Here is a 26571-nt window from a genome sequence, read left to right as displayed (position 1 = left end):
GGCAGCGTCGTTGAGCCGCAGTGCGTGATCGGCTCTGATCTCGCAATCCGCGAAGCGGACCAGAGGCACTCATGAAGGTCATTGTCTGCGGCGCGGGCCAAGTCGGCACGACGATTGCTCGGCACCTGTCGACCGAAGGTATGAACGTCACGGTCATCGATCTGGATGAGGACCAGATCAGGCGTGTGGATGAGAGCTATGATGTCCGGGGCGTCGTGGGGCACGCCTCTCATCCCCACGTCTTGGCTAACGCCGGCGCGCGCGACGCCGACATGCTGATCGCCGTCACTCAGTCCGACGAAGTCAACATGGTCGCCTGCCAGGTCGCCTATTCCCTCTTCGGCGTCAAACGCCGGATCGCCCGTCTACGCCACGCCGGATACCTCGCCCAGGACAAGGCCGGCCTCTACGCCGCCGAACACCTGCCGATCGACGTCATCATCTCTCCCGAAATCCAGGTCGCCGAAGGGATCAGTCACCGCCTGCGCGCGCCTGGCGCCTTCGACATGGTCCCCATGGCGGGCAACCGGGTCGAGTTGCTGGGCATCCATGTGGACACGGGGGGCTGCGCGATCCTCGACCGGCGTCTGGCCGACTGGCAGGATGGCGAGGCCAGCCAACCCATGTCCATCGTAGCCATCATGAGGGACGGCCGGTCCTTCGTCCCCGACCGCGATGATCGCCTGCAGATCGGAGACGACGTCTATGTCATCGCCCCCACGGCGCGCGTAAGCGAGGTGATGGCGCTCTTTGGCCATCGGGACAAGATCGCCAGGCAGATCGTGATCGTCGGCGCGGGCAATGTGGGTGTTCACCTGGCTCAGAAGCTGCGGCGCGCATCGCGCCGCATCTCGATCACCCTGATCGAACAGAACAAAGCCCGGGCCGAAGCCGTGGCGCGCGAACTCGGCTCGGGTATCATTGTCTTGCAGGGGGATGCCCTGGATCGCGACCTCCTGGACGAGGCTCAAGTCGGCCGGGCCGAGACCGTCGTCGCGGTCACTAATGATGACGAAACGAACATCTTCGTGTCGGTCCTGGCCAAACAGGCTGGCTGTAGGCGCGCTATCACCCTCGTCAACAAACGCACCTACGAGGGCCTGATCCCCACTCTCGGCATCGACGCCGTGGTGAGCCCCAGCGCCGTCACAATCTCGTCGGTGCTGCGGCATGTGCGCAGGGGGTCGATTACGGCCCTCTACACGCTTCGCGAGGATTTCGGGGAGGTTATTGAGGCTGATATCACCGCGGCGTCGAGGCAGCTGCGCGCGCCGTTGGGAATGCTGGGCCTGCCGCCCGGGATGCGGATCGGCGCGGTCGTCCGAGACGGCGTCGCCTTCGTGCCGAACGACGACACCCAACTGCAGGAAGGCGATCAGGTGATCGCCCTTGTCACTTACAGCTATCTCCGACTGGCGGAGGCCTGGCTCGGGGCCGAGCAGGGACGCAAGCGGTGATGGCCGGCACACGACCGGTGAAGTCGGAGTCTTTCTGGGGCCTGGCTCCGGTGGTCCACGTCATCGGCCTGGTTCTGCTGGCGACAGCCGGGATGATGCTGTTTCCCCTGATCGTCGACCTGGCTTACGGAAACGCCGACTGGACGGCGTTCGCCTGGTCTGCAGGCGTCGCCGCGGTCATCGGCGCCGCCGCCACGGTCTCAAGCCGGGGCGCCCTGCGGGCAGGCCTGACCGTTCGCCAGGCCTTTCTGCTCACCCCCCTGACATGGTTCAGCGTCGCCACCGTCAGCGCCGCGCCATTTTTCCTGTCGGACTTTGGCAGTGTCAGCGGCAGCCTGCCTGACGCTGTGTTCGAGGCCGTCTCCGGCATCACGACCACGGGCGCCACTGTCATCTCGGATCTGGAGCGCGCGCCTCCCGGCCTGCTCCTCTGGCGGGCGTTGCTCCAATGGATGGGTGGCATCGGCATCATCGCAACCGCCATCGCCATTCTGCCCACGCTTGGAATCGGGGGCATGCAGCTATTCCGTACAGAGTCTTCCGATCGCTCCGAGAAGGCCATGCCGCGCGTCAAGCAAATCGCGGCGACGCTCAGTCTCGTCTATCTCGGGCTGACGGTAGTCGCCTTCCTTGTCTACTGGGTCCTCGGGATGGGTCCGTTCGACGCTCTGGCCCATGCCCTGACATCCATCGCCACCGGCGGGTTCTCGACGTCCGACCGATCTTTCGGCGCCTGGAGCGAGAACGGCATCCAGTGGTTCGGGGCGCTCTTCATGCTGGCGGGGGCCGTCCCTTTCGTCCTGTATGTGCGTTTCATTGCCGGAGATCGTAGAGCCTTCTTCGATCGTCAGGTTCGGACGCTGCTGATCGTCGTTGCCGCCGTGACCGCCGGCCTCGGCGGGTGGCTGGCGGCCTCGGGCCAGTTCGGCCTCGAGGCGGCGTTCCGGCATGCCGCCTTCAACGTGGTCTCCGTGGTCACCACCACCGGGTATGCGACAACGGATTACCAGCTCTGGGGCAACGCTGCCGTGGGCCTGTTCTTCGGGCTGATGTTCGTTGGCGGGTGCACGGGATCGACCTCAGGCGGCATCAAGATCTTCCGTTTCGAGGTCATGGCGGTGATGCTGAAGGACCATTTCGATCGTTTGATACATCCTAGAGGAGTGTTTCCGCGCTCCTATGCCGGACGGCCCCTCGCCGATGATGTCGTGGGATCGGTCGTCGCCTTCGTTTCCGTCTTCTTCGTCTCCTACGCGGTCCTCACTATCGCCCTCATGGCGATCGGGCTGGACTTCCTCACCAGCGCCAGCGGCGCCGCGACGGCGCTCTCTAATGTCGGGCCGGGTCTGGGGACCATCATCGGCCCGGCCGGCACCTTTGCGCCTCTGCCGGCAGAGGCGAAGTGGCTTCTGTCGTTTGGCATGCTGCTCGGGCGGCTGGAACTTTTCACCATCCTGGTTCTCTTCTTTCCTCGGTTCTGGAAGCGCTGAGCCACGAGGTTGCCGGCCGCCGCAGTACAGCCATCCGCCACAGACAGGAACGGATCGTCGCGGAGACATGCAAGTGTGGGACTCGGTCGCTCATGGACGTTGAGGGCGCCGCCTGACGGCTAGCGGCCATGGTGACCGTTTGTCGCGGGTGAGACGATCGGCGCTGCGACACGACAGCTCCACTAGGGATCAACCGCAGCTTGGGCTCGTTCAGAGCAATCCAAGTAAGGAGCGCCTATGGGACAGATGATCGATGGACGGTGGCGCGCGGGAGAGGCCACCGAAGCCAGCAAGGGCGGCGACTTCAAGCGCCAGGACAGCGGATTTCGCGACTGGATCACGGCGAAAGGCGAGCCGGGTCCTGATGGCCAGCCGGCAGTCTGCGCCGAAGTCGGCCGTTTCCACCTCTATGTCAGCCATGCCTGTCCCTGGGCCCATCGCACCCTGATCGTCCGCGCGCTCAAACAGCTTGAACCGCTGCTCCCGGTTTCCGTGGTCCATCCCCTGATGCGTGACGACGGATGGACGTTCCAGGCGGGGGAAGATGCCACCGGCGATCTGGAAAACGGTCTCGACTTCCTCTGGCAGCTCTATGCCAAGGCGCGCCCCGACTATTCCGGCAAGGTGACCGTTCCCGTCCTCTGGGACCGGAAGGACAGCAGGATCGTCAACAATGAATCGTCAGAGATCATCCGCATCTTCAACCGGGCCTTCGACGATCTCGGCGCCACGAGTTTGGATCTCTCCCCCCCGGACCTGATTGATGAGATCGATCAGGTGAACGCGAGGGTCTACGAGGCCGTAAACAACGGTGTCTACAAGGCGGGGTTCGCGACGACGCAGCTGGCGTATGAGTCCGCCGTGTTTCCGCTGTTCGATGCCCTCGATGAGCTGGAAGCGCGCCTGAACACTTCAGAATGGCTGGTTGGGGACCGAATGACCGAGGCCGATATCCGTCTCTTCACCACCCTGATCCGGTTCGACGCCGTCTATTCCACTCACTTCAAATGCAACCTGCGGCGGATCGCGGACTACCCCGCTCTGTCGGCGTTTCTCCAGCGCATGATGGACATCCCGGCGATCGCCGGCACGGTCCACTTTGCACCGATCAAGACGCACTATTACGCCAGCCATCTGGATCTCAACCCGTCAGGGATCGTCCCGGCCGGACCGATCCCTGCGTGGGGTCGTCGCTGACAGTCCAGAAGACGTGTCGCCCGCCTTCGCGCGAGTACCGCCTAGGGCCTGGGCGGCGGCGTCTCGATCGTCTCAGTCGCCGCCTTGTGGGCCGCCCTGTCCGCGCCGACGAAAGTGGCCCAGTCCGAATCCCCGGGAGGCGACGGAAGGCCGTTGATGATGTGATCGCTGGGATTGGGGTCGACGCCGCGGCCCTGGCGGTGGATGTGCGCCTTGGCGATCATATTGGCCGACACGGGGGCGGTCAGGAACAGGAAAAGGGCGATCAGCAGTTCGTGCGCCGAAAAGTCCCCGCCCCGGGCCGGGAAATAGATCATGGAGGCGATCAGGCACGCCCCGACGCCCAGGGTGGTGGCCTTGGTCGGTCCATGCAGCCGGGTCATGACCGAGGGCAGCTTGGCCAGGCCCCAGGACCCGACCAGGGTGAAGGCCCCGCCGACCACCAGCAGCAGCGAGATCGCGATTTCGGCGAACAGGTTCATTCGACGATGTCCCCGCGCAGCAGGAATTTGCAGTAGGCGACGGTGCCCACGAACCCGACCATGGCCAGCAGCAGCGCCGCCTCGAAATAAGCCGAGGTCGCATAGGCGATGCCGAACAACACGATCAGGGCGATGGCGTTGATCGTCAGGGTGTCGACCGCCAGGATCCGGTCCGCCGACAGCGGTCCTCGCCACAGCCGGAACAGGTTCAGCAGGATCGACAGGCTGACGCAGAAGAAGGCGAAGCCCAGCGCCATGGGCAGGAGGGTTCCGGTCATATGAACACCTTCAACAGACGATCCTCATAGCGGCGTTTCATGCGGGTGACCTCCGCCTCCGGATCGGACACGTCCAGGGCATGAACCAACAGAAAACGGCCGCAGCCGGAGATGTCGCTGGAGACCGTGCCGGGGGTCAGACTGATGGTGGCCGCCAGCGTCGTGATCGCCTCCGGCGAGCGCAGCTCAAGCGGGATCACCAGCCACTGGGCGCGCAGGTCGCGGTTGCGTCGCGTCAGGATGACCCAGGCGACGTGGAAATTGGCGATGACGATGTCGAACAGGACGATGCCGATGTAACCGATCAGGGCGCGGCCGAAACGCACCTTAGGCTGATCAGGCCAGAAACGGCTGATGGACAGCGGCACCAGCACCCCGAACACCAGGGCCAGGAACAGGGCCCCGAAGGTGAAGGCGTTGACCAGCAACATCCAGACCACGACGAGCATCGCGCTCAGGCCGGGATGAGGGAAGAGGCGGCGGATCATCGGCGACCTCCGGACTGGGGACCCAGGACGGCCTCGATATACTGCGCCGGCGCGAACAGCTGCGCCGCAGCGGCCGCAGTATAGCGGGTCACCGGCCCCGCCACCACCGTCAGACCGGCGAGCGTCAGCAACAGGGCGGCGGCCGCCCCTACGCCCCCGCGCGTGCCGCGCAGGGTCCGCAGCTCGATCTCGCCCTCGACCGCCGCGCTCTTCCAGAAGATCAGGCTGCCAGCCCGGGCGAAGGCCACCACGCCGAGAACGGTGGTGATCAGGATCACGCCCCAGATCCAGGCGGCCTGCGGCGCGGCCCGCACGCCGTCCAGCACCAGCAGCTTGCCCACGAAGCCCGACAGCGGCGGCAGGCCGACGGCGGCGATGGCGGCCAGGAAGAACAGGCCCGACAGGATCTCGATCTGGCGGAAGCGGGGGGCCAGGGTGAGGGAGTCGCCGTGCTGGGCGCGTCGCTGCGCGATCAGGTCGACGATCAGGAACAGCGCCGCCCCCGCCAGGGTTGAATGCAGGAGGTAGTAGAGCGCCGGCCCCATGGCCTGGACGGTGAAGACCGAGACGGCGCACAGCGCCGTTCCCATCGAGCCGACTACGGCCCAGGCGGCCAGATCGCGCAGGCCGCGCGCCGCGAACATCCCCAGGAACCCGATGACGATGGTCACGAGCGCGGCCGGCAGCAGCCAGGGGCCGACGAGGAACGCCAGTCCGCCCGCGTCCTCGCCGAAGATCAGCGTGCTGGTGCGGATGATGGAATAGGCCCCGACCTTGGTCATGATGGCGAACAGGGCCGCAACCGCCCCCGTCGTCGCCGCATAGGTGCCGGGCAGCCAGAAATGCAGCGGCACCAGCGCGGCCTTCAGCGCGAAAACCGTCGTCAGCAGCAGGCCGGCGGCGGCGATCAGTCCCTGATCCCCCGCCGGCGCCGCAGCCACCCGCACCGCCATATCGGCCATGTTGAGCGTGCCCGTGACCCCGTACAGCAGGCCGACGGCGACGAGGAACAGGGTGGATCCGACCAGGTTGATGATCACATAATGGACCCCCGCCTTCAGCCTCTGCCCGCCCTGGCCGTGCAGCATCAGGCCGTAGGAGGCGATCAGCAGGACCTCGAAGAAGACGAACAGGTTGAACAGGTCGCCCGTCAGGAAGGCCCCGTTCAGGCCAAGAAGCTGGAACTGGAACAGGGGGTGGAAATGCCACCCCTTGCGGTCCGTACCGGTGCTGATGGCATAGACCATGACAATCAGGGCCAGGACCGCGGTTAGCAGCAGCATCATCGCCGACAGGCGGTCGAGCACCAGGACGATGCCGAAGGGTGCGCGCCAGTTGCCCAGGGCATAGCTCTGGACCGTGCCGCCACTCGCCTGGTGCACCAGCACGGCGGCCACGACAATCAGGATCAGGCAGGATCCGATGGAGGCCAGTCGCGACAGGGTCAGGCGATGGCGCAGCAGCAGGACCATCGCGGCGCCCACGACGGCGGGCAGGAGGAGGCTGGCGACCACCCACCAGGAGACGATCAGGTTCATTGGTCGCCCTCCGCATCCGGGCGGCCATCGACGCGGTCGACGCCCGTCTCCAGGAAGCTACGCAGGGCCAGGACGACGACGAAGGCCGTCATGCCGAAGGCGATGACGATGGCGGTCAGGACGAGGGCCTGGGGCAGGGGATCGGTGTAGCTGTCCGCCGCCTTGTCGTAGAGCGGCGGCCGGTCGATCACCAGCCGCCCCATGGCGAACAGGAACACGTTGATCGCATAGGACAGGAAGGCCAGGCCGAGCACGACGGGGAAGGTCCGTCGCCGCAGGACCAGATAGACGCCCGCCGCCGTCAGGACGGCGATGGCCGAGGCGATCAGGAACTCCAGGCTGATCATTGGTCCGCCTCCGTCGAGGCAGGGTGCGGCGTCGCGCGGGACGGGTCGATGTCCATCGCCGCATCGGCGGGCAGGGGCCCCTGCTTCTCCGCGCTTTGGGCGACCTGCGACAGCTGGGCCAAGGCCAGGATCACCGCGCCGATGACCGTCAGCGCCACGCCGATGTCGAACAGCATGGCAGTGGCGAGCTCGAACGCGCCGATCACGGGCAGGCTGAAATAGTCGAAGGCGGTGGTCATGAAGGGGGCCCCGAACAGCAGCGAGCCCAGGCCGGTCGCGGCCGCGATCAGCACGCCCAGGCCGATCAGGGTGTGGTGGTCCGCGCGCAGCCGCTGGGCCGCGAACTGATAGCCGGAGGCCATGTACTGCATCAGGATGGCGATGGAGATGACCAGGCCCGCGATGAAGCCGCCGCCCGGCTGGTTGTGGCCGCGCAGGAAGATGTACAGGCCCACCATCACGGCCAGAGGCAGCAGCAGGCGAGTGGCGACCACCAGCATCATCGGGTGGTGCTCGGGCGAGCGCGGGGTGTCGGGCGCCCAGGCCAGGATCCGGCGTCCACTGGCCCCCGTCCCTACGGTTTCCAGCAGGGCGAAGATGGCCAGGGCGGCGATGCCCAGGACGATGATCTCGCCGAAGGTGTCGAAGCCCCGGAAATCGACCAGGATGACGTTGACGACATTGGTGCCGCCCCCGCCCGAATAGGCGTTCTCCCAGAAATAGGCGGAGATGCTGTCCAGGGGCCGGGTCATGACGGCCCAGGCCGCGCCGCCCACCCCCAGACCTGACAGCACGGCCAGTCCGCCGTCGCGCAGGCGACGCGGCAGGCCGCTCTCGCGCGGGCTGGTCTTGGGCAGCAGGTTCAGCGCCAGCAGCATGAGCAGGATGGTGACGACCTCGACCGAGATCTGCGTCAGGGCCAAGTCCGGCGCGGACAGGTGCACGAAGCCCAGCGAGATCACCAGCCCGACGATGCCGATATAGATCAGCGACAGGTAGCGCGCGCGGTGATGGAGCAGCACCAGAACCGTCGCCGTGATCAGGGCGCCCCAGGCGATGATCGCCATCGGCGAGGCCGGAGTCGTCGGCCGGTCGCCGGCGACGAACTCGAAACCGGAAAAGCTCGCGAACCCGACCACGAGGGCTGCGCCGATGAACATGGCGATGTAGCGTTCCAGCGACCCGTTCTGGGTGCGGTCGGTGAAGGCCGTCGCCGCCCGGCTTGCCGCACCGAGCCCCCGATCGAACAGGGCCTTGGCATCGGGCAGCACCAGACGATGCCAGACGGCGGCGATCGGTCGATGCGCGCTGAGGATCACCAGCCCCAGCCCGATGGCCGCGACGCTCATGAACAGGGCGGGGGTCACCCCATGCCAGAGCGACAGGGAGTAGTAGGGGGTGTCGCCCCCGATGACGGCCCGCGAAACCGCCTCGACCAGCGGCCCGGCGACGACGGCGGGGAAAAGGCCAATGGCGACGACCAGGCCGACCAGAACGGCGGGCGGGCCCCACAGGCCGATGCCCGGATCATGCGGCGTCTTCGGATAGTCGGTGCGTGTCTTCCCGAAATAGACATGGACGATATAGCGGAACGAATAGGCCACCGAGAAGGTCGCCCCAAGGGTCGCCAGGGCCGGCACCAACCAGGGCTGGCTCCACCAAACGGTATGGGAGGCCTCCTCCAGCATCATCTCCTTGGAGATGAAGCCGTTCAGCGGCGGGATGCCCGCCATTGACAGGGCGGCGACGACCGCCAGGGTGGCGGCGATCGGCATCAGGGTCGCCAGACCGCCCAGCCGCTTGATGTCGCGCGTGCCCGCCTCATGGTCAACGATGCCTGCGTTCATGAACAGGGCGGCCTTGAACGTGGCGTGGTTGAGGATGTGGAACACCCCCACCACCGCCGCCATCGGCGTGCCGAAGCCGAACAGCATGGTCAGGAAGCCCAGGTGGCTGATGGTCGAATAGGCCAGCAGTCCCTTCAGGTCGTCCTTGAACAGGGCCACGACGGCGGCGAACACCATGGTCACGAGACCCGTCGTCGCCACCAGGTAGAACCATTCATCCGTGCCCGACAGGACCGGCCACAGCCGCGCCAGCATGAAGATGCCGGCCTTCACCATGGTGGCGGAATGCAGATAGGCGCTGACCGGCGTCGGGGCGGCCATGGCGTGGGGCAGCCAGAAATGGAACGGGAACTGGGCCGATTTGGTGAAGCAGCCGCCGAGGATCAGCAGCAGAGCTGGGAGGTACAGGGGCGAGGCCTGGATCGCCTCGCGGTTCTGCAAGATGACGGTCAGATCGTAGGAGCCGGCGATGTTGCCCAGGATCAGCAGCCCGCCGATCAGCGACAGCCCGCCCGCGCCCGTGACCGCCAGCGCCATCCGCGCCCCTTGACGACCTTCGGGCAGATGCCGCCAGAAGCCGATCAGCAGGAAGGACGACAGACTGGTCAGCTCCCAGAAGATCAGCAGCAGCAGGACGTTGTCCGACAGGACGATGCCCATCATCGCCCCCTGGAACAGCAGCAGATAGACGAAGAACCGCCCCATCGGATCGGCCTTGGCCAGGTAGAACCGGGCGTAGACGATGACCAGCAGGCCGATACCCAGGATCATCCCCGCGAACATCAGGCCGAGCGCGTCGAGGAACAGGGTGAGGTTCAGCCCCAGCAGCGGAATCCAATCGATCCGGACCTGCACCACCTCGCCCGCCAGCACGGCCGGGGCGAGCGAGCCGAGGATCACCAGCGCCGCCAGCGTGACCGTCCCGGCCGCCACGGCGCTGGCATTGCGACCCGCGCGAATGGCCAGGGCCGGTGCGAGGGCGCCGATCAGAGGCAACAGGGCAAGCACAAACAGCAAGGATTGCCCTCTCGTGGCGGCTTAGATCGTGGTGGAAAGCAGGCGATGAATGGGCGTCGCAACGACCTTAGCCGATCCGTTGGAGGGCTGGCCACTCTGAGAACCTTATAAATGAACCGTTCTCGTGTTGACGTGACCCCCGTTTCTCATCCAGCCATAACGAGAGTCCTGGGTTGATCTGAGCTGGGGTTGTCGGGGGTGGCAAGAGGCCGGTCAGCGCAGCCCCCAACCAGCGCAGCGGACCGGCCGATCTGTCCGCTGAGCGCTTCTGCATAAGCCTGCGGCGTCAGCCACCCGAGCTTCGAGTGCGGACGCCGCTCGTTGTAGTCGCGTCGCCACGCTTCCAGCACCGCGCGGGCGTGCGGCAGAGAGCGGAACAGCGTCTCGTTCAGCAGCTCGTCACGCAGGCGTCCGTTGAAGCTCTCGTTGAAGCCGTTCTGCTGGGGCTTGCCGGGCGCGATGTAGTGCCAGCCGACGCCGGTGTCGTCGGCCCAGGCCAGGACCGCGTTCGAGGTGTATTCTGTCCCGTTGTCGCTGACGATGGTGTCGGGCCGCCCCCGCTGCCGGATGACGGCGTCCAGCTCCCGCACGACCCGCGCGCCCGACAGCGAGGTGTCGGCCACCAGCGCCAGGCATTCACGCGTGCAGTTGTCGATCACCGTCAGGATGCGGAAGCGCCGCCCGTCCGTCATCTGGTCGGCCACGAAGTCCAGCGACCAGCGCTGGTTCGCAACCAGTGGTAACTCCAGCGGTCTTCGGGTGCCGATGGCGCGCTTCCGACCGCCGCGTCGACGGACCGTCAGTCGCTCCTCGCGATAGATCCGCTGGACCCGCTTCCTGTTGACCGCATGGCCCTCGCGCCGCAGCAGCACGTGCAGGCGGCGATAGCCGAACCGGCGACGCTCCTGGGCCAGAGCCTTCAGCCGGTCGCGCAGGGCGCCGTCGTCCGGGCGCGTCGCCTGATAGCGCACGCTCGTCCGATCGACGCCCAGCACACGGCACGCCCGCCGTTCGCTCATCTCGTAGGCGGCCTGCAGATGACCAGCCGCCTCGCGCCAGCCGGCGGGCGTCACCACTTTTTTCCCAGCAGGTCCTTCAGCGCCACGTTGTCCAGCATCGCGTCCGCCAACATCCGCTTGAGCCGAGCATTCTCGTCCTCGAGCGCCTTCAGCCGCCGAGCCTCCGACACATCGAGCCCGCCGAACTTGGCCTTCCATTTGTAAAAGGTCGCAGAGCTGACCCCGTGACGCCGGCACACCTCCGCCGTCGCCACACCGGTCTCCTGCTCCCGCAGGATCCCGATGATCTGTTCTTCCGTGAACCTTGATCGCTTCATTCTGTCCGTCCTTCGTTGGGCGGACTCTAGCTATTCCTGGAGGAGTTTCAGGGGGTCACGTCAGTGTCCGACAACACCTATGAGCAATGATCCGGCCTGACACCCAGATTGATGCAAAGACCCGCCGCCTGCTCGATGAGTTTGGGCGCGGTACGCGATACGGTGACGGATTTCATCCCGATGCGAAGCTGGGTTCGACGCCTATCCGGCGCCGCTGCCCACGATCGAGAGATCCAGTTTGCCATCCGCGCGGGTTCAGTTCGGCGCGGGTTTCTGAAGGGGCTTTGGCTGGAGCGAGGCTGCGTGTTAGGCAGGTCGTCGGTCCGAGGACTATTGGCGGAGAAGCAATTTCCCCGATGTCTCGTTGGGGCGGGTAGCCGACATCGTCCAGACCTGAACGAAACAGGTTTGATGAGGTTATGTCGGGAAGCTGATGAGGAGAGCATCTAACTCGGCTTGCAAACCCAGCCGTTCTCCATGCAGGATTCCACTTGTCTGACACTGCAACCCTCAAAACTTATCTCGACAAGCTCGACGGCCTGCCCACACGGCTTCGCGAAGGTTTGTTGAGCGTGGCCGCAGCCTGTCGCGAAATTGACCGGCGGATTGAGATGGCATCGTTCACGGGACACATGGGTGCCCTCGACCAATCAAATATCCAAGGCGAAACCCAGAAGGCGTTGGACGTCATTGCGAACGACCTCTTCCTGCTTGGCTGCGGAGAATCCACCGCATTCGCGGGCCTCGCGTCCGAGGAAATGGATGTCCACTGGGCACGAAAAGACCGCACGGACTCTCCTTATCTGCTGGTGTTCGACCCCCTGGATGGCTCAAGCAACATCGAAATTTCCGCACCAGTCGGATCAATCTTTTCCATCCTGCCACGATCCAAGGAACACGTTGGCGGACCCGTGCAGGAGCAGGAGTTTCTGCAACCCGGTATCCGGCAGGTGGCCGCCGGTTACGCGCTGTATGGGGCTCAGACGCTACTGGTTTTTAGTCGGGGCTCGGGCGTGGTGGGATTCACCCTGGACCGCCTAGAAGGTGTGTGGCGACGCTCCCATGCAGAGATGAGGGTTCCGCAACGAAGCAATGAATACGCTATCAACGCAGCAAATCGCAGGCACTGGGAGCCTGGTGTCCGCTCCTATGTCGATGCCTGCGAAGCTGGTGCGTCAGGACCGTTGGGAGCAGATCGGAACATGCGCTGGAGCGGCGCGATGGTGGCAGATGTTCACCGCATCCTTATTCGAGGAGGCATCTTTATCTATCCCGCAGACCGCAGGCCGGGACACGCTAATGGCAAGCTACGGCTCTTGTATGAGTGCTCGCCTGCTGGTTGGCTGATTGAACAAGCGGGAGGGCGATCAACGGATGGTCGGACGGCGATCACCGCGATTGAACCCTCGACGCTCCATCAGCGGGTCTCGGTCGCCTTGGGTTCGACGGAGGACGTCACAGCCTTCGAGGCTTTCTTCGGAGCCCAGCAATGACCGCGCTGCCGCGAACTTTCGCCGAGGGACGCGCGCGCTATGAAGAGTGGCTGTTGAAATGCCTGAGAACCGGTGTCTGCCTATATTGCGGCGATCCCGCTTCGGCGCACGATGTGGAACCCACACAAGCACTGTTTCCCGTTATTTATCGCGTCGCGCAGCAGCACGCGGTGACGCCAGATGTTCCGATCTGCGCGGAATGCCACCGGGCTACAAGCGGCACAGTCATGACTACAGCTGGCCAGAAGCGCGGCGTCGCTATGCATCGGAACTTTGGACGGCATCGTGTCAGCCCCACAAGTTGGAGCATTTGGGCTATGGACTGAGGACAGTGGTCAGCAGCGGGACGCACCAGAAGACCCCACAGTTGAAACGCCTACGCTGGCCTCGATAGATGGGGCCCGACATTGCGGCCTCGGCTCAAGAACGGACAGGGCGAGGGTCTGCTAGGGGTGGAAAAGCAGACGTTTGCGCACAGTAGCTTTAGACGCCCCAAGCTCAGCATCGCCAATGTAAGACCCACCTACAGCGCTCGAATATCCTGCTGGATACGCATCTCTCTGGCGGTGCGGGTAACTCCCACGATGGTCGCCGACGCCGCACCCCTCCAGTCGCCGTAGCCGATGAGCCAGAGACGTAGGTTGCTGGATCGATCGTTTGCCTTCCGCCGCAACCCGTCCATCCGCTTCTACGACGCTGAGGACGGCGAGATGGTCCAGGGCGGGGCGAAAGTCGGTGCACCAGATGATCGCGTCTATGGTTTCTGTCGCCCCGTCGAACCACGTCACTCCGAGCGCATGCATGGCCGTAAACGGGCGTCTGCTCTGAGGACGCCTCGTGCCCGCGCGGCCCGCACGCCGGGAATGGCGACGATGTCGCCAAGACCGCCAATCGGAGCTTCGACGGCGCGACCCTCCAGTTGCGCTTTCCAGCGGTCGGTGGCGCGTTGGAACAGGACGCGACCGTCCGCATCGGCGGGCAGGAACAGCGGCTCGGTGGTCGTCACCCAGGTCGCATCGGCCACCAGAGAAACGTAAGCCATGATCTGGGCGCCGGAGTTTCCACCCCCGACGACTAGGACCCGTTAGCCGGTGGACACTTCTGGCGAACGATACTGCGCCGAGTGGGTCTGCAGGCCCGCGAACTGCGTCCGCCCGGGATACTCGGGGATGAGGGGATGGCTCCACGTCCCGGTGGCGCTGACGACCATTTTCGACCTGCGCGGCCCACGGTCTGTGACGACCTCCAGGCCCCCATCTATCGCATTGACGGCAAGCCTTGACGGGGCGTTCGACCGCAACTGATACCGTGGCTCGTAGGCGCTCAGATATTCGATGACGTCGTCGCGCGTGGGAAAGTCGACGCCAGGCTTGGGAGGCATCGGCCAGCATGGAAGCAAACTCCAGCCACTGGGCGAAAAGAGCTGGAGCGAATCCCATCCGTGGTTTCAAGGCTCCCCCAGGCTTCTCGCCAGCGTCCAGCACTTCATACCGAAGGCCCGCGCGGCGCAGATAGTAGGCGGTCGCCGGACCGGCCTGTCCGCCTCCGATGACGATGACATCCAGGTCGGCGTTCGGATCGTTCGTCATTTGATGTGTCCGTCCCGTGAGGCCTCAGTGACGACCACACCTGAATGTGCGACCGCATCATGTTGGCTACGGCGACGGCGCCGTTGGCCGTATCGCAATCGCCGAAAGGTCGGTGCGCAGATCGATTGTTGTCAATCGGCGTCTAAAAGGGACCCCCTATCGGCGTGCAATAGGGACCCCCTTTTGAGGTTCGGGATGGACGTCACGAGCGCACCGCTTGCGAGGGTTGGGGCGTAGGGAGGGCGTAGCCCGACCGGAGGCTCAACCCTCGCCTGGCGTTCTTCGTGGAGGGTTAGCTGCGGTGTTTGAAGCGCCAGCTGTCGTTGCCGGTCTCGACGATGTCGCAGTGGTGGGTGATGCGGTCGAGCAGGGCCGTGGTCATCTTGGGATCGCCGAACACGGTCGGCCATTCGCCGAAGGCGAGGTTGGTCGTGACGATCACCGAGGTCCGCTCGTAGAGCTTGCTGATCAGGTGGAACAGCAGCTGGCCGCCCGAGCGGGCGAACGGCAGGTAGCCAAGCTCGTCGAGGACCACGACGTCGAGGCGGCAGAGGTGAGCAGCCAGCGCACCGGCCTTGCCCAGGCGGGTCTCCTCCTCGAGGCGGTTCACCAGGTCGACGGTGTTGAAGTACCGGCCACGCGCCCCGGCCCGCACGACGTTGGCGATGATGGCGGTGGCCAGGTGGGTCTTGCCCGTGCCGGTCCCGCCGACCAGCACGATGTTGCGCCGGTTCGCCAGGAAGGCGCCGCTGTGAAGCGAGCGCACCAGCCCCTCGTTGATCGGCGTGTCGTCGAACACGAAGGCGTCGAGGTCCTTCACGGCGGGCAGCCTGGCCGCCGCCATCCGGTAACGGATGGAAGCCGCATGCCGGTGGGTCGTCTCGGCGCGCAGCAGGTCGGCGAGGATCTCCATGGTCGTGCGCTTGCGCTGCAGGCCCGTGGTGACCGCCTCGTCGAAGGCTCCGGCCATGCCCTTGAGGCCCAGGCCGGTCAGGGCCGCCATCATCTCATGCCGCTGCATGCATGCCTCGCAAGCTGTCGTAGCGGTCGCAGTCCGCCAGAGGCGGATGCCGCAGCGCCAGGTCATCGGGCGTGACGATGCTCAGCGGCCGGGGCGGTTCGCGCCGGCGCGCCAGGATGTTGAGGATGACGTCGTCGCTGACGGTCCCGGCGGCGAGCGCCTCGCGCGCCGCGGCCTCGACCGGCTCCAGGCCGTCTTCCAGCACCGCCGCCAGAACCCGCACGAACCGGCGATCGGCTTCGTCGCCCGCACCCAGCTTGCGCCTCAGGCGGGCCAGCCCCGGCGGCAACTCCCAGTCCTGGAACGGCGCGCCATTGCGCAGGGCTCCGGGCTTGGTCGCCAGCACCGGGAGGTAGTGCCAGGGATCGTAGAGGGTCCGGTCACGACCGAAGAACCGGCGATGGTCGGCGACGACCTCACCCTCGCAGCGCACGACGATCCGGTCGGCATAGGCGCGGACCTGCACCGTACGGCGCCCGGCCTTCGCCATCACCGAGTAGCGGTTACGGTCGAAGCTGATCAGGCAGGTCCCCGTCACCGCGTGCTCGCTCTCGTGGAAGCCGTCGAACGGGCCCAGCATCGGCTGCAGCGCCGGCCGCTCGGCGGCCAGGGCCTGAGCAACCGTCAGCTCTTTCTGCTCGGGGTGCTGACGCAGCTCGCCCCAGCGCCGGCACTCCGCCTCCAGCCAGCCGTTCAGCTCCTCCAGGCTGGTGAAGCGCAGGCGCGGCTGGAAGAACCGTCCCCGGGCCGTCTGGACCTGGTGTTCGACCTGGCCCTTCTCCCAGCCCGCCGCCGGGGAGCAGGCCGTCGGCTCCACCATGTAGTGGCTCGCCATGACCAGGAAGCGCCGGTTGAACACCCGGTCCTTGCCCGTGAACACCGTCGTCACCGCCGTCTTCATGTTGTCGTAGATCCCGCGCGTCGGCACGCCGCCGAAGAAGGCGAACGCCCGCGCATGCGCGTCGAACAGCATCTCCTGGGTCTCGCGCGGATAGGCCCGAACATAGATCGCCCGCGAGGCGCACAGCCGCATGTGCGCCACCTTCACCCGCATCGGCTTGCCCGCGATCTCCACGTCCTCGTGGCTCCAGTCGAACTGGTAGGCCTCGCCCGGCCGGAACATCAGCGGGATGAACGATGGCGCGTCCGCCACGCCCCGGCGTCGCTTCAGCCGCCACCCCGCCGCGTAGCGCCGGACCGCGTCGTACGACCCGTCGAACCCCTCGCGCACCAGCAGGTCATGAACCCGCGTCATCCGCAGCTTCTCGCGCCGCGGCCGCGCCTCGTCCTCTTCCAGCAGCTCATCGAGCCTGGCCTGGAACGGCGCCAGCCTCGGCAACGGCTGCACCGCCCGCCGATAGGCGAACTCCGCATCCGGCTCCCGGATCGCCTTGCGCACCACCTTGCGCGACAATCGAAGGTCACGCGCGATCGCCTTGATCGCCTTCCCGGACGCAAACTCGCGCCGAATCCTCAACACCGTCTCCAACACCAACATCCCGAACTCGCCGCCTGACATCCGCCAAGCCGCCACCGTTAGACCTCAGGAATGAGGGGTCCTTATTCGACGCCGATCACACCGCTAACGGGGTCCCTTTTCCACGCCGATCCACATCGATTGTGGCTGCCGCAGATTTCCGCTCGGAATACCTGTCGACTAGTTCAGCGGCGTAGGGCCGCGTCAGCACGGTGAACCGGACAAGCTCCTCCATCACGTCGACGATCCGGTCATAGTAGCTGGACGGCCTCATACGCCCGCTATCGTCAAACTCCTGATACGCCTTTGCGACGCTGGACTGGTTCGGGATTGTAATCATCCGCATCCACCGGCCTAGCAGACGCAGGGTATTCACCGCGTTGAAGCTCTGCGAGCCACCAGACACCTGCATGACCGCCAATGTCCGACCTTGCGTGGGTCGCACGCCGCCGATGCTCAGCGGCAGGTGATCGATCTGCAGCTTCATTAGGCCTGAGACCTGCCCGTGCCGTTCCGGGCTGCACCAGACCATGCCCTCCGACCAGAAGGCATGTTCTCGTAGCTCCTTGACCGCCGGATGATCTTCGTCACCGGGGGAGCCGGGCAGGGGCAGGTCCGAGGGGTCGAAGATGCGGATGTCGCAGCCCATGAACTTGAGCAAGCGCGCTGCTTCCTCGACGCAAAGCCGGGAGTAGGAACGCTGACGCAGCGATCCGTAGAGGAGCAGGATGCGGGGCGGACGATGGCTCAGACCAAGGGCGGACGCCGGTGTCCTTGAGAGATGGTCGGGGTCTAGGGCGGGCAGATCGTCCGGGTCAGTTAACACGCGCAAGCGATCCATCAGCACACATCCTTCGTCGGAGCCGTCGCAGGGAAGAACCGGCGACCCAGCCACAGGGCGACAGACACCAGCAGGATCAGCACCGGCACCTCGACAAGCGGTCCGATGACAGCTGCAAACGCGACCGGCGAGGCCAGTCCGAAAGCTGCAATCGCCACGGCTATGGCGAGTTCAAAGTTGTTCGAGGCGGCAGTGAACGCCAGCGCGGTGGTGCGCGGGTAGTCGGCGTCGATCAGCCTACCCATCAGGAAGCTGACCACGAACATGACGAGGAAGTAGATGGTCAGAGGGATCGCGATGCGCAGCGCGTCGAGCGGCAGGTCCACCACGTCCCCGCCCTTCAGGCTGAACATGGCGACGATGGTGAACAGCAGGGCGATTAGGGTGATTGCGCCGATGCGCGGCAGGAAGCGGCGCTCATACCAGTCGGCCCCCTTGCGCGCGATCAGCACGCGGCGCGTGAGGAACCCGCCGAGGAAGGGCAAGCCGAGATAAACCAGGACGGCCCCCGCGATGGTCCAAAAACTGACGTCGACGACGCTGCCTTGCAGCCTCAGCACCGGCGGCAGGAAGGACAGAAAAAACCACGCGTAAGCGCTGAAGAAGACGATCTGGAAGATGGAGTTGAAGGCCACCAGCCCCGCGACATACTGGTTGTCACCTCTCGCAAGCTGGTTCCAGACCAGCACCATGGCGATGCACCGGGCCAGCCCGATCAGGATCACGCCGGTCATGTATTCCGGTTGGTCGCGGAGGAAAATCACGGCCAGCGCGAACATCAGCACCGGGCCGAGGACCCAGTTCTGGAACAGCGACAGCGCCAGCACCCGCTTGTCGGCGAAAACGCGCGGCAGTTCCTCGTATTTCACCTTCGCCAGCGGCGGATACATCATCAGGATCAGCCCGATGGCGATGGGGATGTTTGACGATCCCACCGACAGACTGTCCAGCCACCCGGGCAGGCCGGGAACCACGGTGCCCAGCAGCACCCCCAGCCCCATGGCCACGAAGATCCAGAGCGTCAGCCAACGGTCCAGGAAGGACAGCCGACGCGGCTCGTTGTCATAGGCGACGGGGGTATCAACCATCAGCGGACCCTTCGCCCTGTCTGGTCGATGACGACCTCTCCGTCTTCCTTGATGGAGGGCTTGAGCCCCTCAGCAGGGAGAAGGTCCAGCACTGCCTCTGACGGACGACACAGACGGACGCCGAGCGGTGAGACCACGAGGGGCCGGTTCAGCAGGATCGGGTGCGCTTCTATGGCGTCAAGGAGTTGTTCGTCGGTGATCGCGTCGTTGCCGAGGCCGAGGTCCGCATATGGGGTTCCCTTCTCGCGTAGCAGCGTCCGAAGCGATTGACCCGTCCGCGCCGCCAACTCAGCGACCATCGCCCGCGATGGCGCAGTCTTCAGATATTCGATGACGTGCGGCTCGATCCCGGCGTGACGGATCAGGGCCAGGGTGTTGCGCGAGGTCCCGCAAGCGGGGTTGTGATAGATGACGATGTCCATGGGGGCTCAGGGGCAGCAGGGCAGGAGTTCGGCCAGCAAGGGCCCGCACTTGACCGCCTCGCCGCCGCAGCAATCGGCTACGAGGAACAAGACCAGATCTCTGAGACGATCAATGTCTGGGGCGAAGTAGATTTCTCGGCCTTTGCGCTGGGACGACACCAGACCCGCATCCGACAATATGCGAAGATGGGACGACATGGTGCTGGCGGGCTGTCCGAACTCCTGCGCGATGCTCCCGGCTCTAAGGCCGTCGGGAGCGTGTCTGATCAGCAACCGGAGAACCTCCAACCGCCGGGGATGACCCAGAGCTGAGAAGCATCTGACAGCGAGCTCGTTGTCCATCTTTCGTTATTACGGGAATAATCGAAGCGTGACAATCTGCGTCTTCGAAAAGTCTCCTTTGGGTCGATTTTGCGATAAAGGCATCGCGCCTGAAAGCGGACTTCAGCACACGGAATGTCGTGTTCTGGGCGGAGTCTCCGTGACCGCTCAGGGTGGTATGTGGACCTCGGTATCAAATGCTCGGAATGTGCCCCCCGCCGATGATGGGGCCGACGGCTCTCAGATAATCCGTAGCAACCCTGCCAATCTGATCTCGATAACGAGTGTCAACGAGCGGCGCGGCGCTCCCGATCACCCAGCGCTCGACGTGCCTGGGGCGGGCATGGACCTTCAGTTGCCGCACACACAGTCGAGACGCGAGGAGGGCCGCTTCAGATCGAGGCAGACCGCGAAGAAAGGGGTCTTGACCGACATCGTCGCTGCGTCGCCGAAAGAGCTTCCGCAGCACCGGCATGAGCGAAGGTCGGAGGTGTATGGCGATCACCCCCTCTGCGCTGAGGCGCTGAAACAGATCGGCGACGTCAGCGGTCGACAGGCGTCGTGACGCTTCGCTGTCCAGAATGACCACGTCGTAAGTCGCTTCTCCCCCGCTCAAGGTTCCCGTGTCGAGGTCCAGCCGTTGAACGACGGTGGGACTACTGCGATCGGCCAGCGCAACGTGGCTGTCAGGTCGAACGGTCTTCGCGAGCTCAGAAATCGTTGCGATCAGAGCCTGAAAGCGCCTTGTGGAGGTCTCGCTGATCGCGGTCATCAGTGGGCTGCCGAACCGGAGGGAAGATGGTCCTTGTCGTGTTTGCCGACGCGGTCGATCAACGTCCGCCCTGCTTCGTTCATCCCGATGAGATCGACCTGCGCCCCTTGGCGGCGGTAGCGGAAGACCACCTTGTCGACCGCAGCGACACCCGTGAGGTCCCAAAGGTGCGCGTCGGTCATATCGATCTCAACCCGGGTCGGATGGCCGTGGTGTTCGAAGGCTGCTGCGAAAAAGTCAGCCGAGGCGAAGAAGAGCTGACCGGTCACCCGGTAGCGCAGCACACCGTCCTGTTCGGTCTCGATCTCTTGGACGACGACGGTCTTGCCGACCTTCCGCATGAAGAAGACGGCGGAGAGGATGACGCCCAGAACGACGCCCTTGGACAGGTCGTGGGTGACCACCACCGTTGCCGTCGTAGCGATCATAACGATCGACGACTGGATCGGAGTCGATCTCAGCTTCAGCACCGAACCCCAGTCGAAGGTCCCGACCGAAACCATGATCATCACCGCCACCAGCGCCGCCATGGGAATCCGGGCGACCCAGTCCTGAAGCACAAGGATCAGGAACAGCAGGAATAGGCCGGCCCACAGGGTCGAAAGCCGCCCCCGCGCGCCCGAGGTCACGTTGATGATCGACTGGCCGATCATGGCGCAGCCGGCCATGCCGCCGAACAGGGATGAGGCGATGTTGGCGATGCCCTGACCGCGCGTCTCCCGGTCCTTGTCGGACGGAGTGTCAGTGATGTCGTCGATCAGGTTGGCCGTCAGCAGGCTTTCCAGCAGCCCGACGAAGGCTAGAGTGGCTGAGATCGGGGCGATGATCATCAGCGTCTCCCAGGTCAGGGGCACGGAGGGGATATGGAATATCGGTAGCGTCGATGGCATCTGGCCCATGTCGCCCACGGTGCGGACGTCGAGCCCGGTCCAGATGACGAACCCGCTCAGCAGCACGATGGCGACAATAGGCGAGGGCACGACATTGGTCAGGCGCGGCAGTCCGTAAATGATCACCAGGGCCGCGCCGACAAGGGCGAAGGTCTGCCAGTTGGACCCTATCAGTTCGGGCATCTGGGCCAGGAAGATCAGGATGGCCAGCGAGTTGACGAAGCCGGTCATGACGCTGCGCGATACGAACTTTATGTAGCGGCCCAGCTTGAACAGGCCGACGATGATCTGGAACAAGCCGCAAAGCAGCGAGGCGGCGAACAAATATTCCAGTCCGTGGTCCCGGACGAGGGTGACCATCAGGAGCGCCATGGCACCCGTGGCGGCCGAGATCATCGCCGGACGTCCGCCCACGAAGGCGATGGTCACGGCGATCACAAAGCTGGCGTAGAGGCCAACGGCGGGATCCACGCCGGCGATGATGGAGAAGGCGATGGCTTCCGGAATCAGCGCCAAAGCCACGACGGTGCCTGCGAGTAGATCGCGACGTGGGTTGGCGAGCCACTGCTGGCGCGCCGAAGATATGAGGGTCATTTATCAGTCTGTCGGTTGAACGGCTCGCGCGCGGCGATGCTTCGTTCTCGTTTCCCGAGGGATCGGCGCCCGGGGTAGCCACCCGTCTCCGGGTCCTGATGACGACTGCGCAGATGCAGCAAATCGTTGTGGAAGGCAACCGGCTCTGCGCTTCGGTTGCGCCAGCATACAACCTGATGATCTTCGCGAAGAGTGGAGCTAGCCCTAGATTAAACGCCGAAAAACAGCCCTTGGCTCCTTCTCTGAAGGTCGTGTTTCGGGTCGTCAGTGAATGACAGGTTCTGGTGCATTGATGATATTGGCCGAGCGTTGAGATGACGGTATCGTCTCGTAAGGATTGGCTAGGAGTCGGTATTCATCTTAGTGATTTGAGGCGGTGCTGGATCACGAGGGCTGCGCCTAAAAGAACCGGTATTGTCATGCGTCTATCGATAGACAGCGACATCACTCGAATTTTATCTCGGGCAAATTCCTCTTTGTTTTCATAAGTCGCCCTTCGACGACGGTAATGCTGACGGCATGAGCGTGAGCACGCTAAAAAGGCGCTGATAAATCAGCGCCTTCTGAGCAATCGAACCATCGAGTGGGGATGGTTCAGACGCCCGCGCCTCAAATCGCGGCACGTCCTCCATCCTGTGGCTTAGCCGCTCGGATCTGACTCTTGGGCTCCCCAGTCGAGTTCTGTAGACCGAGATCGGCCCAAGCTTCCAAGTCGTGCACTGCATAGATCACTCGACCTCCGATCTTTCGGTAGGTCGGTCCAGTTCCGTACGTGCGGTGTTTCTCTAGGGTTCGCCCTGAAAGGCCCAGAAAGTGGCCTGCTTCGGGCGTCCTCAGATAGCGAGAGCGTGCGGGTGAGTCAGTTGATTTTGCCATGTGCGCAGCCACCAGAGGTCTCCGATTCGGAAGCGAGGGGCGTAAGTTTGAGCGGCTGTGTCATCTCCGACCATCCGCGAGTTTACGGTCGGAACCGTGCCGGGGTCGCGACGGCTAGATTATCGGGCAACACCAACCGCAATCCACCGTCCTAACTACCGTCCTAATCGCCGTCCTAAAGGATGGCCCGACGATAGAGCTCGGTCGAGATGGCTAAATATTCAATGAAATCAAGGGGACGATGGTGGGTGATGTAGGGTTCGAACCTACGACCCGCTGATTAAGAGTCAGCTGCTCTACCGACTGAGCTAATCACCCACACCGATCGTCATGTCCTCGGCGGGGCGGACGCCCTTGCCGAAGGGCGCTCCTACTACCCAGCGGTTCGGGGGTTGGCAAGCGGTTTCGAAAACTTTCTTTCGCGGGCTATGGTCCCGGCGGAATCAGCCGCCGGGCGGCGGCGAGGGGAGTTCGCATCATGGCCTTCTGGAACCGGCGTCGATCCATCGACGCCATGCTGGCGCCGCACGACGGGCCGCGGTTGAAGCCGACGCTGAGCTGGCCGCACCTCCTGGCCCTGGGCGTCGGGGCCATCGTCGGCACCGGCATCCTGACGCTGATCGGGGTCGGGGCGGGGCTGGCGGGGCCGGCCGTTCTGATCAGCTTTGGCCTGGCGGGCCTGGTCTGCGCCTGCGCGGCCCTGGCCTATGCCGAGCTGTCGACCATGATGCCGGCGGCGGGCAGCGCCTACACCTATTCCTATGCGGTGCTGGGCGAGATGATCGCCTGGATCGTGGGGTGGAGCCTGATCCTGGAATATTCGCTGGTCGTTTCGGCCGTGGCGGTGGGCTGGTCCGGCTATGCGGTCGGCTTCCTGAGCGGGCTGGGGATCGACCTGCCGGCCGCCCTGACGGCCGGGCCGCACGCGGGCGGGATCGTCAATCTGCCGGCGGTGGCCATCATCGGGGTGGTGACAGGCCTGCTGCTGCTGGGAACCCGGGAAAGCGCGACGCTGAACGCGGTGCTGGTGCTGATCAAGATCGCGGCCCTGGTGGTGTTCGTCGCCATCGCCCTGCCGGCGTTCAAGCCCGAGCATTTCACGCCCTTCATGCCCAACGGCTTCGGCGCGCCCTTCGTCCAGACGGGGGTGATGGCGGCGGCGGCGATCATCTTCTTCGCCTTCTACGGCTTCGACGCCATCTCGACGGCGGCGGAAGAAACCAAGAAGCCGGAACGCGACCTGGCCATCGGCATCGTCGGCTCCATGCTGGTGTGCACGGCGCTGTATCTGGTGGTGGCCGCCGCCGCCATCGGCGCGCGGCCGGTGGCGACCTTCGCCGACAGCCCCGAGCCCCTGGCCCTGATCCTGCGCCAGATGGGGCAGGGGACGGCGGCCCAGTGGATCGCGGCGGCGGCGGTTGTGGCCCTGCCGACCGTGCTGCTGGCCTTTTTGTTCGGCCAGAGCCGCATCTTCCTGGGCATGGCGCGCGACGGCCTGCTGCCGCGCCGCCTGGCCAAGGTGTCGAGCCGAGGCGTGCCGGCGGTGGTGACGGTGTTCACCGCCGTCGTGGTGGCGATCCTGGCGGGCCTGCTGCCGCTGGACGAACTGGCGTCTTTGGCCAATGCGGGGACGCTCGCGGCCTTCTGTTCCGTCGGCGTGTGCCTGATCGTGCTGCGCATCCGCGAGCCGAATCGCAAACGGGTGTTCAAGGCGCCGCTGTGGCCGCTGGTCGGCGCCATCAGCGTGATCGGCTGCATCGTCTTCTTCCTGAGCCTGAAGTCGGTGACGCAGATCGGCTTCGTCATCTGGAACGCGCTGGGCGTGGCGATCTATCTGCTGTGGTCGTCCAGGCATTCGCGCCTGGCCAGGGGCGAGGAGACGGCCGCCTGATGGCGCGTCGCGATCTGACCGGGGCGGTCGACTTCGCCGTGCTGAACGGCATGACGGGGGGCGACGAGGCGATCGACGAGGAGGTTCTGGGCCTGTTCGTCGACCAGGCCGCCCTGTGGTCGGCCCTGCTGGACCCCAAGGCGGAAGGCTGGCGCGACGCGGTGCATACGATCCGGGGTGCGGCGGCGGGGATCGGCGCGCGCGACCTGGCGGCCGTCTGCGCCGAGGCGGAGGGGGTGGACCAGATGCTGGCCGCGCCGGCGCTGGAGCGGGTGCGCGACGCGATGCAGGCGGCGCTGGCGGACGTGGCGGCCTATCGCCACGAACTGATGCTGCGCGGCCTGAAGGCCTGAGGCTGTCCGGCGAAAGTTGGACTCGGAAAAAACAGTCCAAGTGTCCAAGTCCGTCCAACTTCGGCAGGCCAGGCGCGGCAGCGATGTCAAAGACCGGACGGCCACTATACGACGCCCGGGAGAAGCGGCAGGTCGATTGACGCTGCTGCGGCTCAAAGTCTTGAAATCAAGCCGAAGTTCTTGCCCGACTAGGAAGGCTGGCGTTCGCCCGCCTAACGGCGAGTCCGGTCGTAGGTCGCGAACTCGTGGGCGATGCAGCGGTCGATGAGCAGGCGCCAGACGGGTTCGGCGATGTCGGGCGACAGGCGATGAACTTCGGCGGCGGCCAGAACCTTGGCCACGACGTCGTCGATGCGGGCCTGATCGAAGACGGCGTCGCGGTCGGGCTTGATGCGGGCGGCGGCGTCCATGTAGCGCTGGCGCTCGGCCATCAGGGCCACCAGGGCGCGGTCCAGGGCGTCGACGCCCTGGCGGACCTCGGCCATCGACTGGCATTCGACGGGATCGACGCGGGCGTCGACGGCGACAAGAGCGGGGTGATGCATGGGCCCGGCTTTCGCCGGGATAGGCGGACTTTTCAACCCTCAACCGACGAAGGCGCGTTCCAGGACGTAGTCGGCGGGTTCGGCGTTGGAGCCTTCCTTCAGCCCATAGGTCTCCAGCAGTTCGCCGGCTTCCTTGATCATGGCCATGGAGCCGCACAGCATGGCGCGGTCGCGGGCGGGGTCGAAGCCTTCGGGCAGGCCCAGGTCGCGGAAGAAGTCGCCGGACCTGATGCGGTCGGTGATTCTTCCCTTTTTCAACAGACTGGGCGTTTCGAAATCCTCGCGCGTGACCGTCGGATAATAGGTCAGCTGGGCCTGGGCCTCTTCGCCGATCAGGGGATCGTCGTGGATTTCGCGGGTGAAGAAGTCGCGGTAGGCCAGGTCGGCGACATTGCGCACGGTGTGGATCACATAGACGTGGCCGAAACGGGAATAGGTCTCCGGGTCGCGGGCGACGCTGAGCCACGGCGCCAGGCCCGTGCCGGTGCCGATCAGGAACAGGCGCTCGCCGCCGGTCAGGGCGTCCAGGACCAGGGTGCCGGTCGGCTTCTTGCCCATCAGGACGACATCGCCGGGCTGGATCTTCTGCAGGCGCGAGGTCAGGGGGCCGTCGGCGACCTTGATGGAGAAGAACTCCAGCTCCTCGGCCCAGCAGGGGCTGGCGATGGAATAGGCGCGCAGGATCGGCTTTCCCGGTACTCCGTCTTTGGCTTCGCCCGGCAGGCCGATCATCACGAACTCGCCCGAGCGGAAACGGAAATCCTCGGGCCGCTTCACGCCGAAGCTGAACAGGCTGTCGGTCCAGTGGCGGACCCACAGAACCTCCAGTTCGTTGAACGGGCTGGCCTTGACGGGAGAGGGGGAGAGGGCGGCGTCTGTCATGGTGGGGCCTCTCTAATGTGAGAACCCTTCGCAGGGAAG

At 65.0% G+C, this 26571-nt stretch carries 25 protein-coding genes, 1 tRNA gene, 1 pseudogene and 1 other annotated feature; of the genes and pseudogenes, 7 read left to right on the top strand and 20 right to left on the bottom strand.

Annotated features, from left to right (window positions below):
- Positions 1-71 precede the first annotated feature (71 nt).
- The 3 genes from trkA to AC0L6G_RS04395 all read left to right on the top strand — a co-directional run bounded on the left by trkA (position 72) and on the right by AC0L6G_RS04395 (position 4144).
- Positions 72-1457: a Trk system potassium transporter TrkA gene (gene trkA, locus AC0L6G_RS04405; RefSeq protein WP_473252925.1), complete on the top strand. Its 1386-nt coding sequence runs from the start codon at positions 72-74 to the stop codon at positions 1455-1457.
- Entirely contained in the window at positions 1457-2947 is a 1491-nt protein-coding gene (locus tag AC0L6G_RS04400) for a TrkH family potassium uptake protein (RefSeq protein ID WP_291535283.1), read from the top strand. Before trkA ends, AC0L6G_RS04400 begins: the two co-directional genes overlap by 1 nt.
- Positions 2948-3184: 237 nt before the next feature.
- Complete coding sequence (locus tag AC0L6G_RS04395; protein WP_291535281.1) at positions 3185-4144, top strand: glutathione S-transferase family protein; 960 nt, start codon at positions 3185-3187, stop codon at positions 4142-4144.
- Positions 4145-4185: 41 nt separating this feature from the next.
- On the opposite strand, the gene AC0L6G_RS04390 is transcribed toward AC0L6G_RS04395, so the two are convergent.
- The 7 genes from AC0L6G_RS04390 to AC0L6G_RS04360 form a co-directional block, all read right to left on the bottom strand.
- Positions 4186-4626, bottom strand: coding sequence for a Na+/H+ antiporter subunit G (locus tag AC0L6G_RS04390; RefSeq protein ID WP_291535280.1), 441 nt, complete (start codon positions 4624-4626; stop codon positions 4186-4188).
- Positions 4623-4904: a K+/H+ antiporter subunit F gene (locus AC0L6G_RS04385; protein WP_291535279.1), complete on the bottom strand. Its 282-nt coding sequence runs from the start codon at positions 4902-4904 to the stop codon at positions 4623-4625. The genes AC0L6G_RS04390 and AC0L6G_RS04385 overlap by 4 nt, the downstream gene beginning before the upstream one ends.
- Positions 4901-5392 carry a Na+/H+ antiporter subunit E gene (locus AC0L6G_RS04380; RefSeq protein WP_291535277.1) on the bottom strand — a complete coding sequence of 164 codons (492 nt, stop codon included), beginning with the start codon at positions 5390-5392 and terminating at the stop codon, positions 4901-4903. Before AC0L6G_RS04380 ends, AC0L6G_RS04385 begins: the two co-directional genes overlap by 4 nt.
- Entirely contained in the window at positions 5389-6930 is a 1542-nt protein-coding gene (locus tag AC0L6G_RS04375; RefSeq protein WP_291535276.1) for a monovalent cation/H+ antiporter subunit D, read from the bottom strand. The genes AC0L6G_RS04380 and AC0L6G_RS04375 overlap by 4 nt, the downstream gene beginning before the upstream one ends.
- Positions 6927-7277 carry a Na+/H+ antiporter subunit C gene (locus AC0L6G_RS04370; RefSeq protein ID WP_291535274.1) on the bottom strand — a complete coding sequence of 117 codons (351 nt, stop codon included), beginning with the start codon at positions 7275-7277 and terminating at the stop codon, positions 6927-6929. The genes AC0L6G_RS04375 and AC0L6G_RS04370 overlap by 4 nt, the downstream gene beginning before the upstream one ends.
- Positions 7274-10132, bottom strand: coding sequence for a monovalent cation/H+ antiporter subunit A (locus AC0L6G_RS04365; protein WP_291535401.1), 2859 nt, complete (start codon positions 10130-10132; stop codon positions 7274-7276). Before AC0L6G_RS04365 ends, AC0L6G_RS04370 begins: the two co-directional genes overlap by 4 nt.
- Before the next feature lie 155 nt (positions 10133-10287).
- Positions 10288-11477 (bottom strand): IS3 family transposase gene (locus AC0L6G_RS04360; protein ID WP_473252765.1). Its coding sequence is split into 2 segments (ribosomal slippage): positions 10288-11219 and positions 11219-11477, totalling 1191 coding nucleotides; the frame shifts between segments, so codons are not numbered across the junction.
- 491 nt (positions 11478-11968) lie between these two features.
- On the opposite strand from AC0L6G_RS04360, the gene AC0L6G_RS04355 reads away from it, so the two are divergent.
- Positions 11969-12970, top strand: a complete 1002-nt coding sequence (locus AC0L6G_RS04355; RefSeq protein ID WP_291535272.1) for a class 1 fructose-bisphosphatase — start codon at positions 11969-11971, stop codon at positions 12968-12970.
- Positions 12967-13296, top strand: coding sequence for a hypothetical protein (locus AC0L6G_RS04350; protein WP_291535271.1), 330 nt, complete (start codon positions 12967-12969; stop codon positions 13294-13296). The genes AC0L6G_RS04355 and AC0L6G_RS04350 overlap by 4 nt, the downstream gene beginning before the upstream one ends.
- Positions 13297-13754: 458 nt before the next feature.
- Here the strand turns inward: AC0L6G_RS04350 and AC0L6G_RS04345 are convergent, their stop codons facing one another.
- The 11 genes and pseudogenes from AC0L6G_RS04345 to AC0L6G_RS04295 all read right to left on the bottom strand — a co-directional run bounded on the left by AC0L6G_RS04345 (position 13755) and on the right by AC0L6G_RS04295 (position 23179).
- On the bottom strand, positions 13755-14012 hold the full coding sequence (locus tag AC0L6G_RS04345) for a hypothetical protein (RefSeq protein WP_291535270.1): 258 nt from the start codon (positions 14010-14012) through the stop codon (positions 13755-13757).
- A gap of 202 nt (positions 14013-14214) precedes the next feature.
- Positions 14215-14559: pseudogene (locus AC0L6G_RS04340) on the bottom strand (FAD-dependent oxidoreductase); the annotation flags it as partial.
- A 292-nt stretch (positions 14560-14851) separates the two neighbouring features.
- A complete protein-coding gene (gene istB / locus AC0L6G_RS04335; RefSeq protein ID WP_003170613.1) occupies positions 14852-15580 on the bottom strand; it encodes an IS21-like element helper ATPase IstB in 729 nt (242 codons plus the stop codon).
- Entirely contained in the window at positions 15567-17078 is a 1512-nt protein-coding gene (gene istA, locus AC0L6G_RS04330; protein ID WP_164952576.1) for an IS21 family transposase, read from the bottom strand. Before istA ends, istB begins: the two co-directional genes overlap by 14 nt.
- Before the next feature lie 76 nt (positions 17079-17154).
- Positions 17155-17898 (bottom strand): arsenical resistance protein ArsH, encoded by a 744-nt coding sequence (gene arsH, locus AC0L6G_RS04325; RefSeq protein ID WP_473252923.1) that lies wholly within the window; start codon positions 17896-17898, stop codon positions 17155-17157.
- Positions 17898-18986, bottom strand: coding sequence for an ACR3 family arsenite efflux transporter (gene arsB / locus AC0L6G_RS04320; protein WP_291535268.1), 1089 nt, complete (start codon positions 18984-18986; stop codon positions 17898-17900). Before arsB ends, arsH begins: the two co-directional genes overlap by 1 nt.
- Positions 18986-19408 (bottom strand): arsenate reductase (glutaredoxin), encoded by a 423-nt coding sequence (gene arsC, locus AC0L6G_RS04315; RefSeq protein ID WP_291535267.1) that lies wholly within the window; start codon positions 19406-19408, stop codon positions 18986-18988. Before arsC ends, arsB begins: the two co-directional genes overlap by 1 nt.
- Positions 19409-19414: 6 nt before the next feature.
- Positions 19415-19750: an ArsR/SmtB family transcription factor gene (locus AC0L6G_RS04310; protein WP_291535266.1), complete on the bottom strand. Its 336-nt coding sequence runs from the start codon at positions 19748-19750 to the stop codon at positions 19415-19417.
- A 172-nt stretch (positions 19751-19922) separates the two neighbouring features.
- Positions 19923-20501, bottom strand: a complete 579-nt coding sequence (locus tag AC0L6G_RS04305) for a hypothetical protein (RefSeq protein WP_291535265.1) — start codon at positions 20499-20501, stop codon at positions 19923-19925.
- Complete coding sequence (locus AC0L6G_RS04300) at positions 20501-21985, bottom strand: SulP family inorganic anion transporter (protein ID WP_291535263.1); 1485 nt, start codon at positions 21983-21985, stop codon at positions 20501-20503. Before AC0L6G_RS04300 ends, AC0L6G_RS04305 begins: the two co-directional genes overlap by 1 nt.
- A 48-nt stretch (positions 21986-22033) precedes the next feature.
- Positions 22034-22084: a sequence feature (sul1 is cis-regulatory element that is thought to sense ions involved in sulfur or methionine metabolism; They are found in Alphaproteobacteria), on the bottom strand.
- A gap of 1019 nt (positions 22085-23103) precedes the next feature.
- Positions 23104-23179, bottom strand: a tRNA-Lys gene (locus tag AC0L6G_RS04295).
- A 160-nt stretch (positions 23180-23339) separates the two neighbouring features.
- Here AC0L6G_RS04295 and AC0L6G_RS04290 point away from each other — a divergent pair.
- Together AC0L6G_RS04290 and AC0L6G_RS04285 are read left to right on the top strand one after the other, a co-directional pair.
- Entirely contained in the window at positions 23340-24752 is a 1413-nt protein-coding gene (locus AC0L6G_RS04290) for an amino acid permease (protein ID WP_293827108.1), read from the top strand.
- Positions 24752-25105: an Hpt domain-containing protein gene (locus AC0L6G_RS04285; RefSeq protein ID WP_293827109.1), complete on the top strand. Its 354-nt coding sequence runs from the start codon at positions 24752-24754 to the stop codon at positions 25103-25105. Before AC0L6G_RS04290 ends, AC0L6G_RS04285 begins: the two co-directional genes overlap by 1 nt.
- Positions 25106-25317: 212 nt before the next feature.
- On the opposite strand, the gene AC0L6G_RS04280 is transcribed toward AC0L6G_RS04285, so the two are convergent.
- On the bottom strand, positions 25318-25650 hold the full coding sequence (locus tag AC0L6G_RS04280; protein WP_293827111.1) for a chorismate mutase: 333 nt from the start codon (positions 25648-25650) through the stop codon (positions 25318-25320).
- Between the two features lie 39 nt (positions 25651-25689).
- Positions 25690-26532, bottom strand: coding sequence for a ferredoxin--NADP reductase (locus AC0L6G_RS04275; protein WP_293827113.1), 843 nt, complete (start codon positions 26530-26532; stop codon positions 25690-25692).
- Positions 26533-26571: the final 39 nt, after the last annotated feature.

The sequence above is a fragment of the Brevundimonas sp. D3-1P genome (assembly GCF_055809335.1).
The sequence above is the reverse complement of the archived record's forward strand: the minus strand, read 5'-3'. Positions and strand labels throughout refer to the sequence as shown.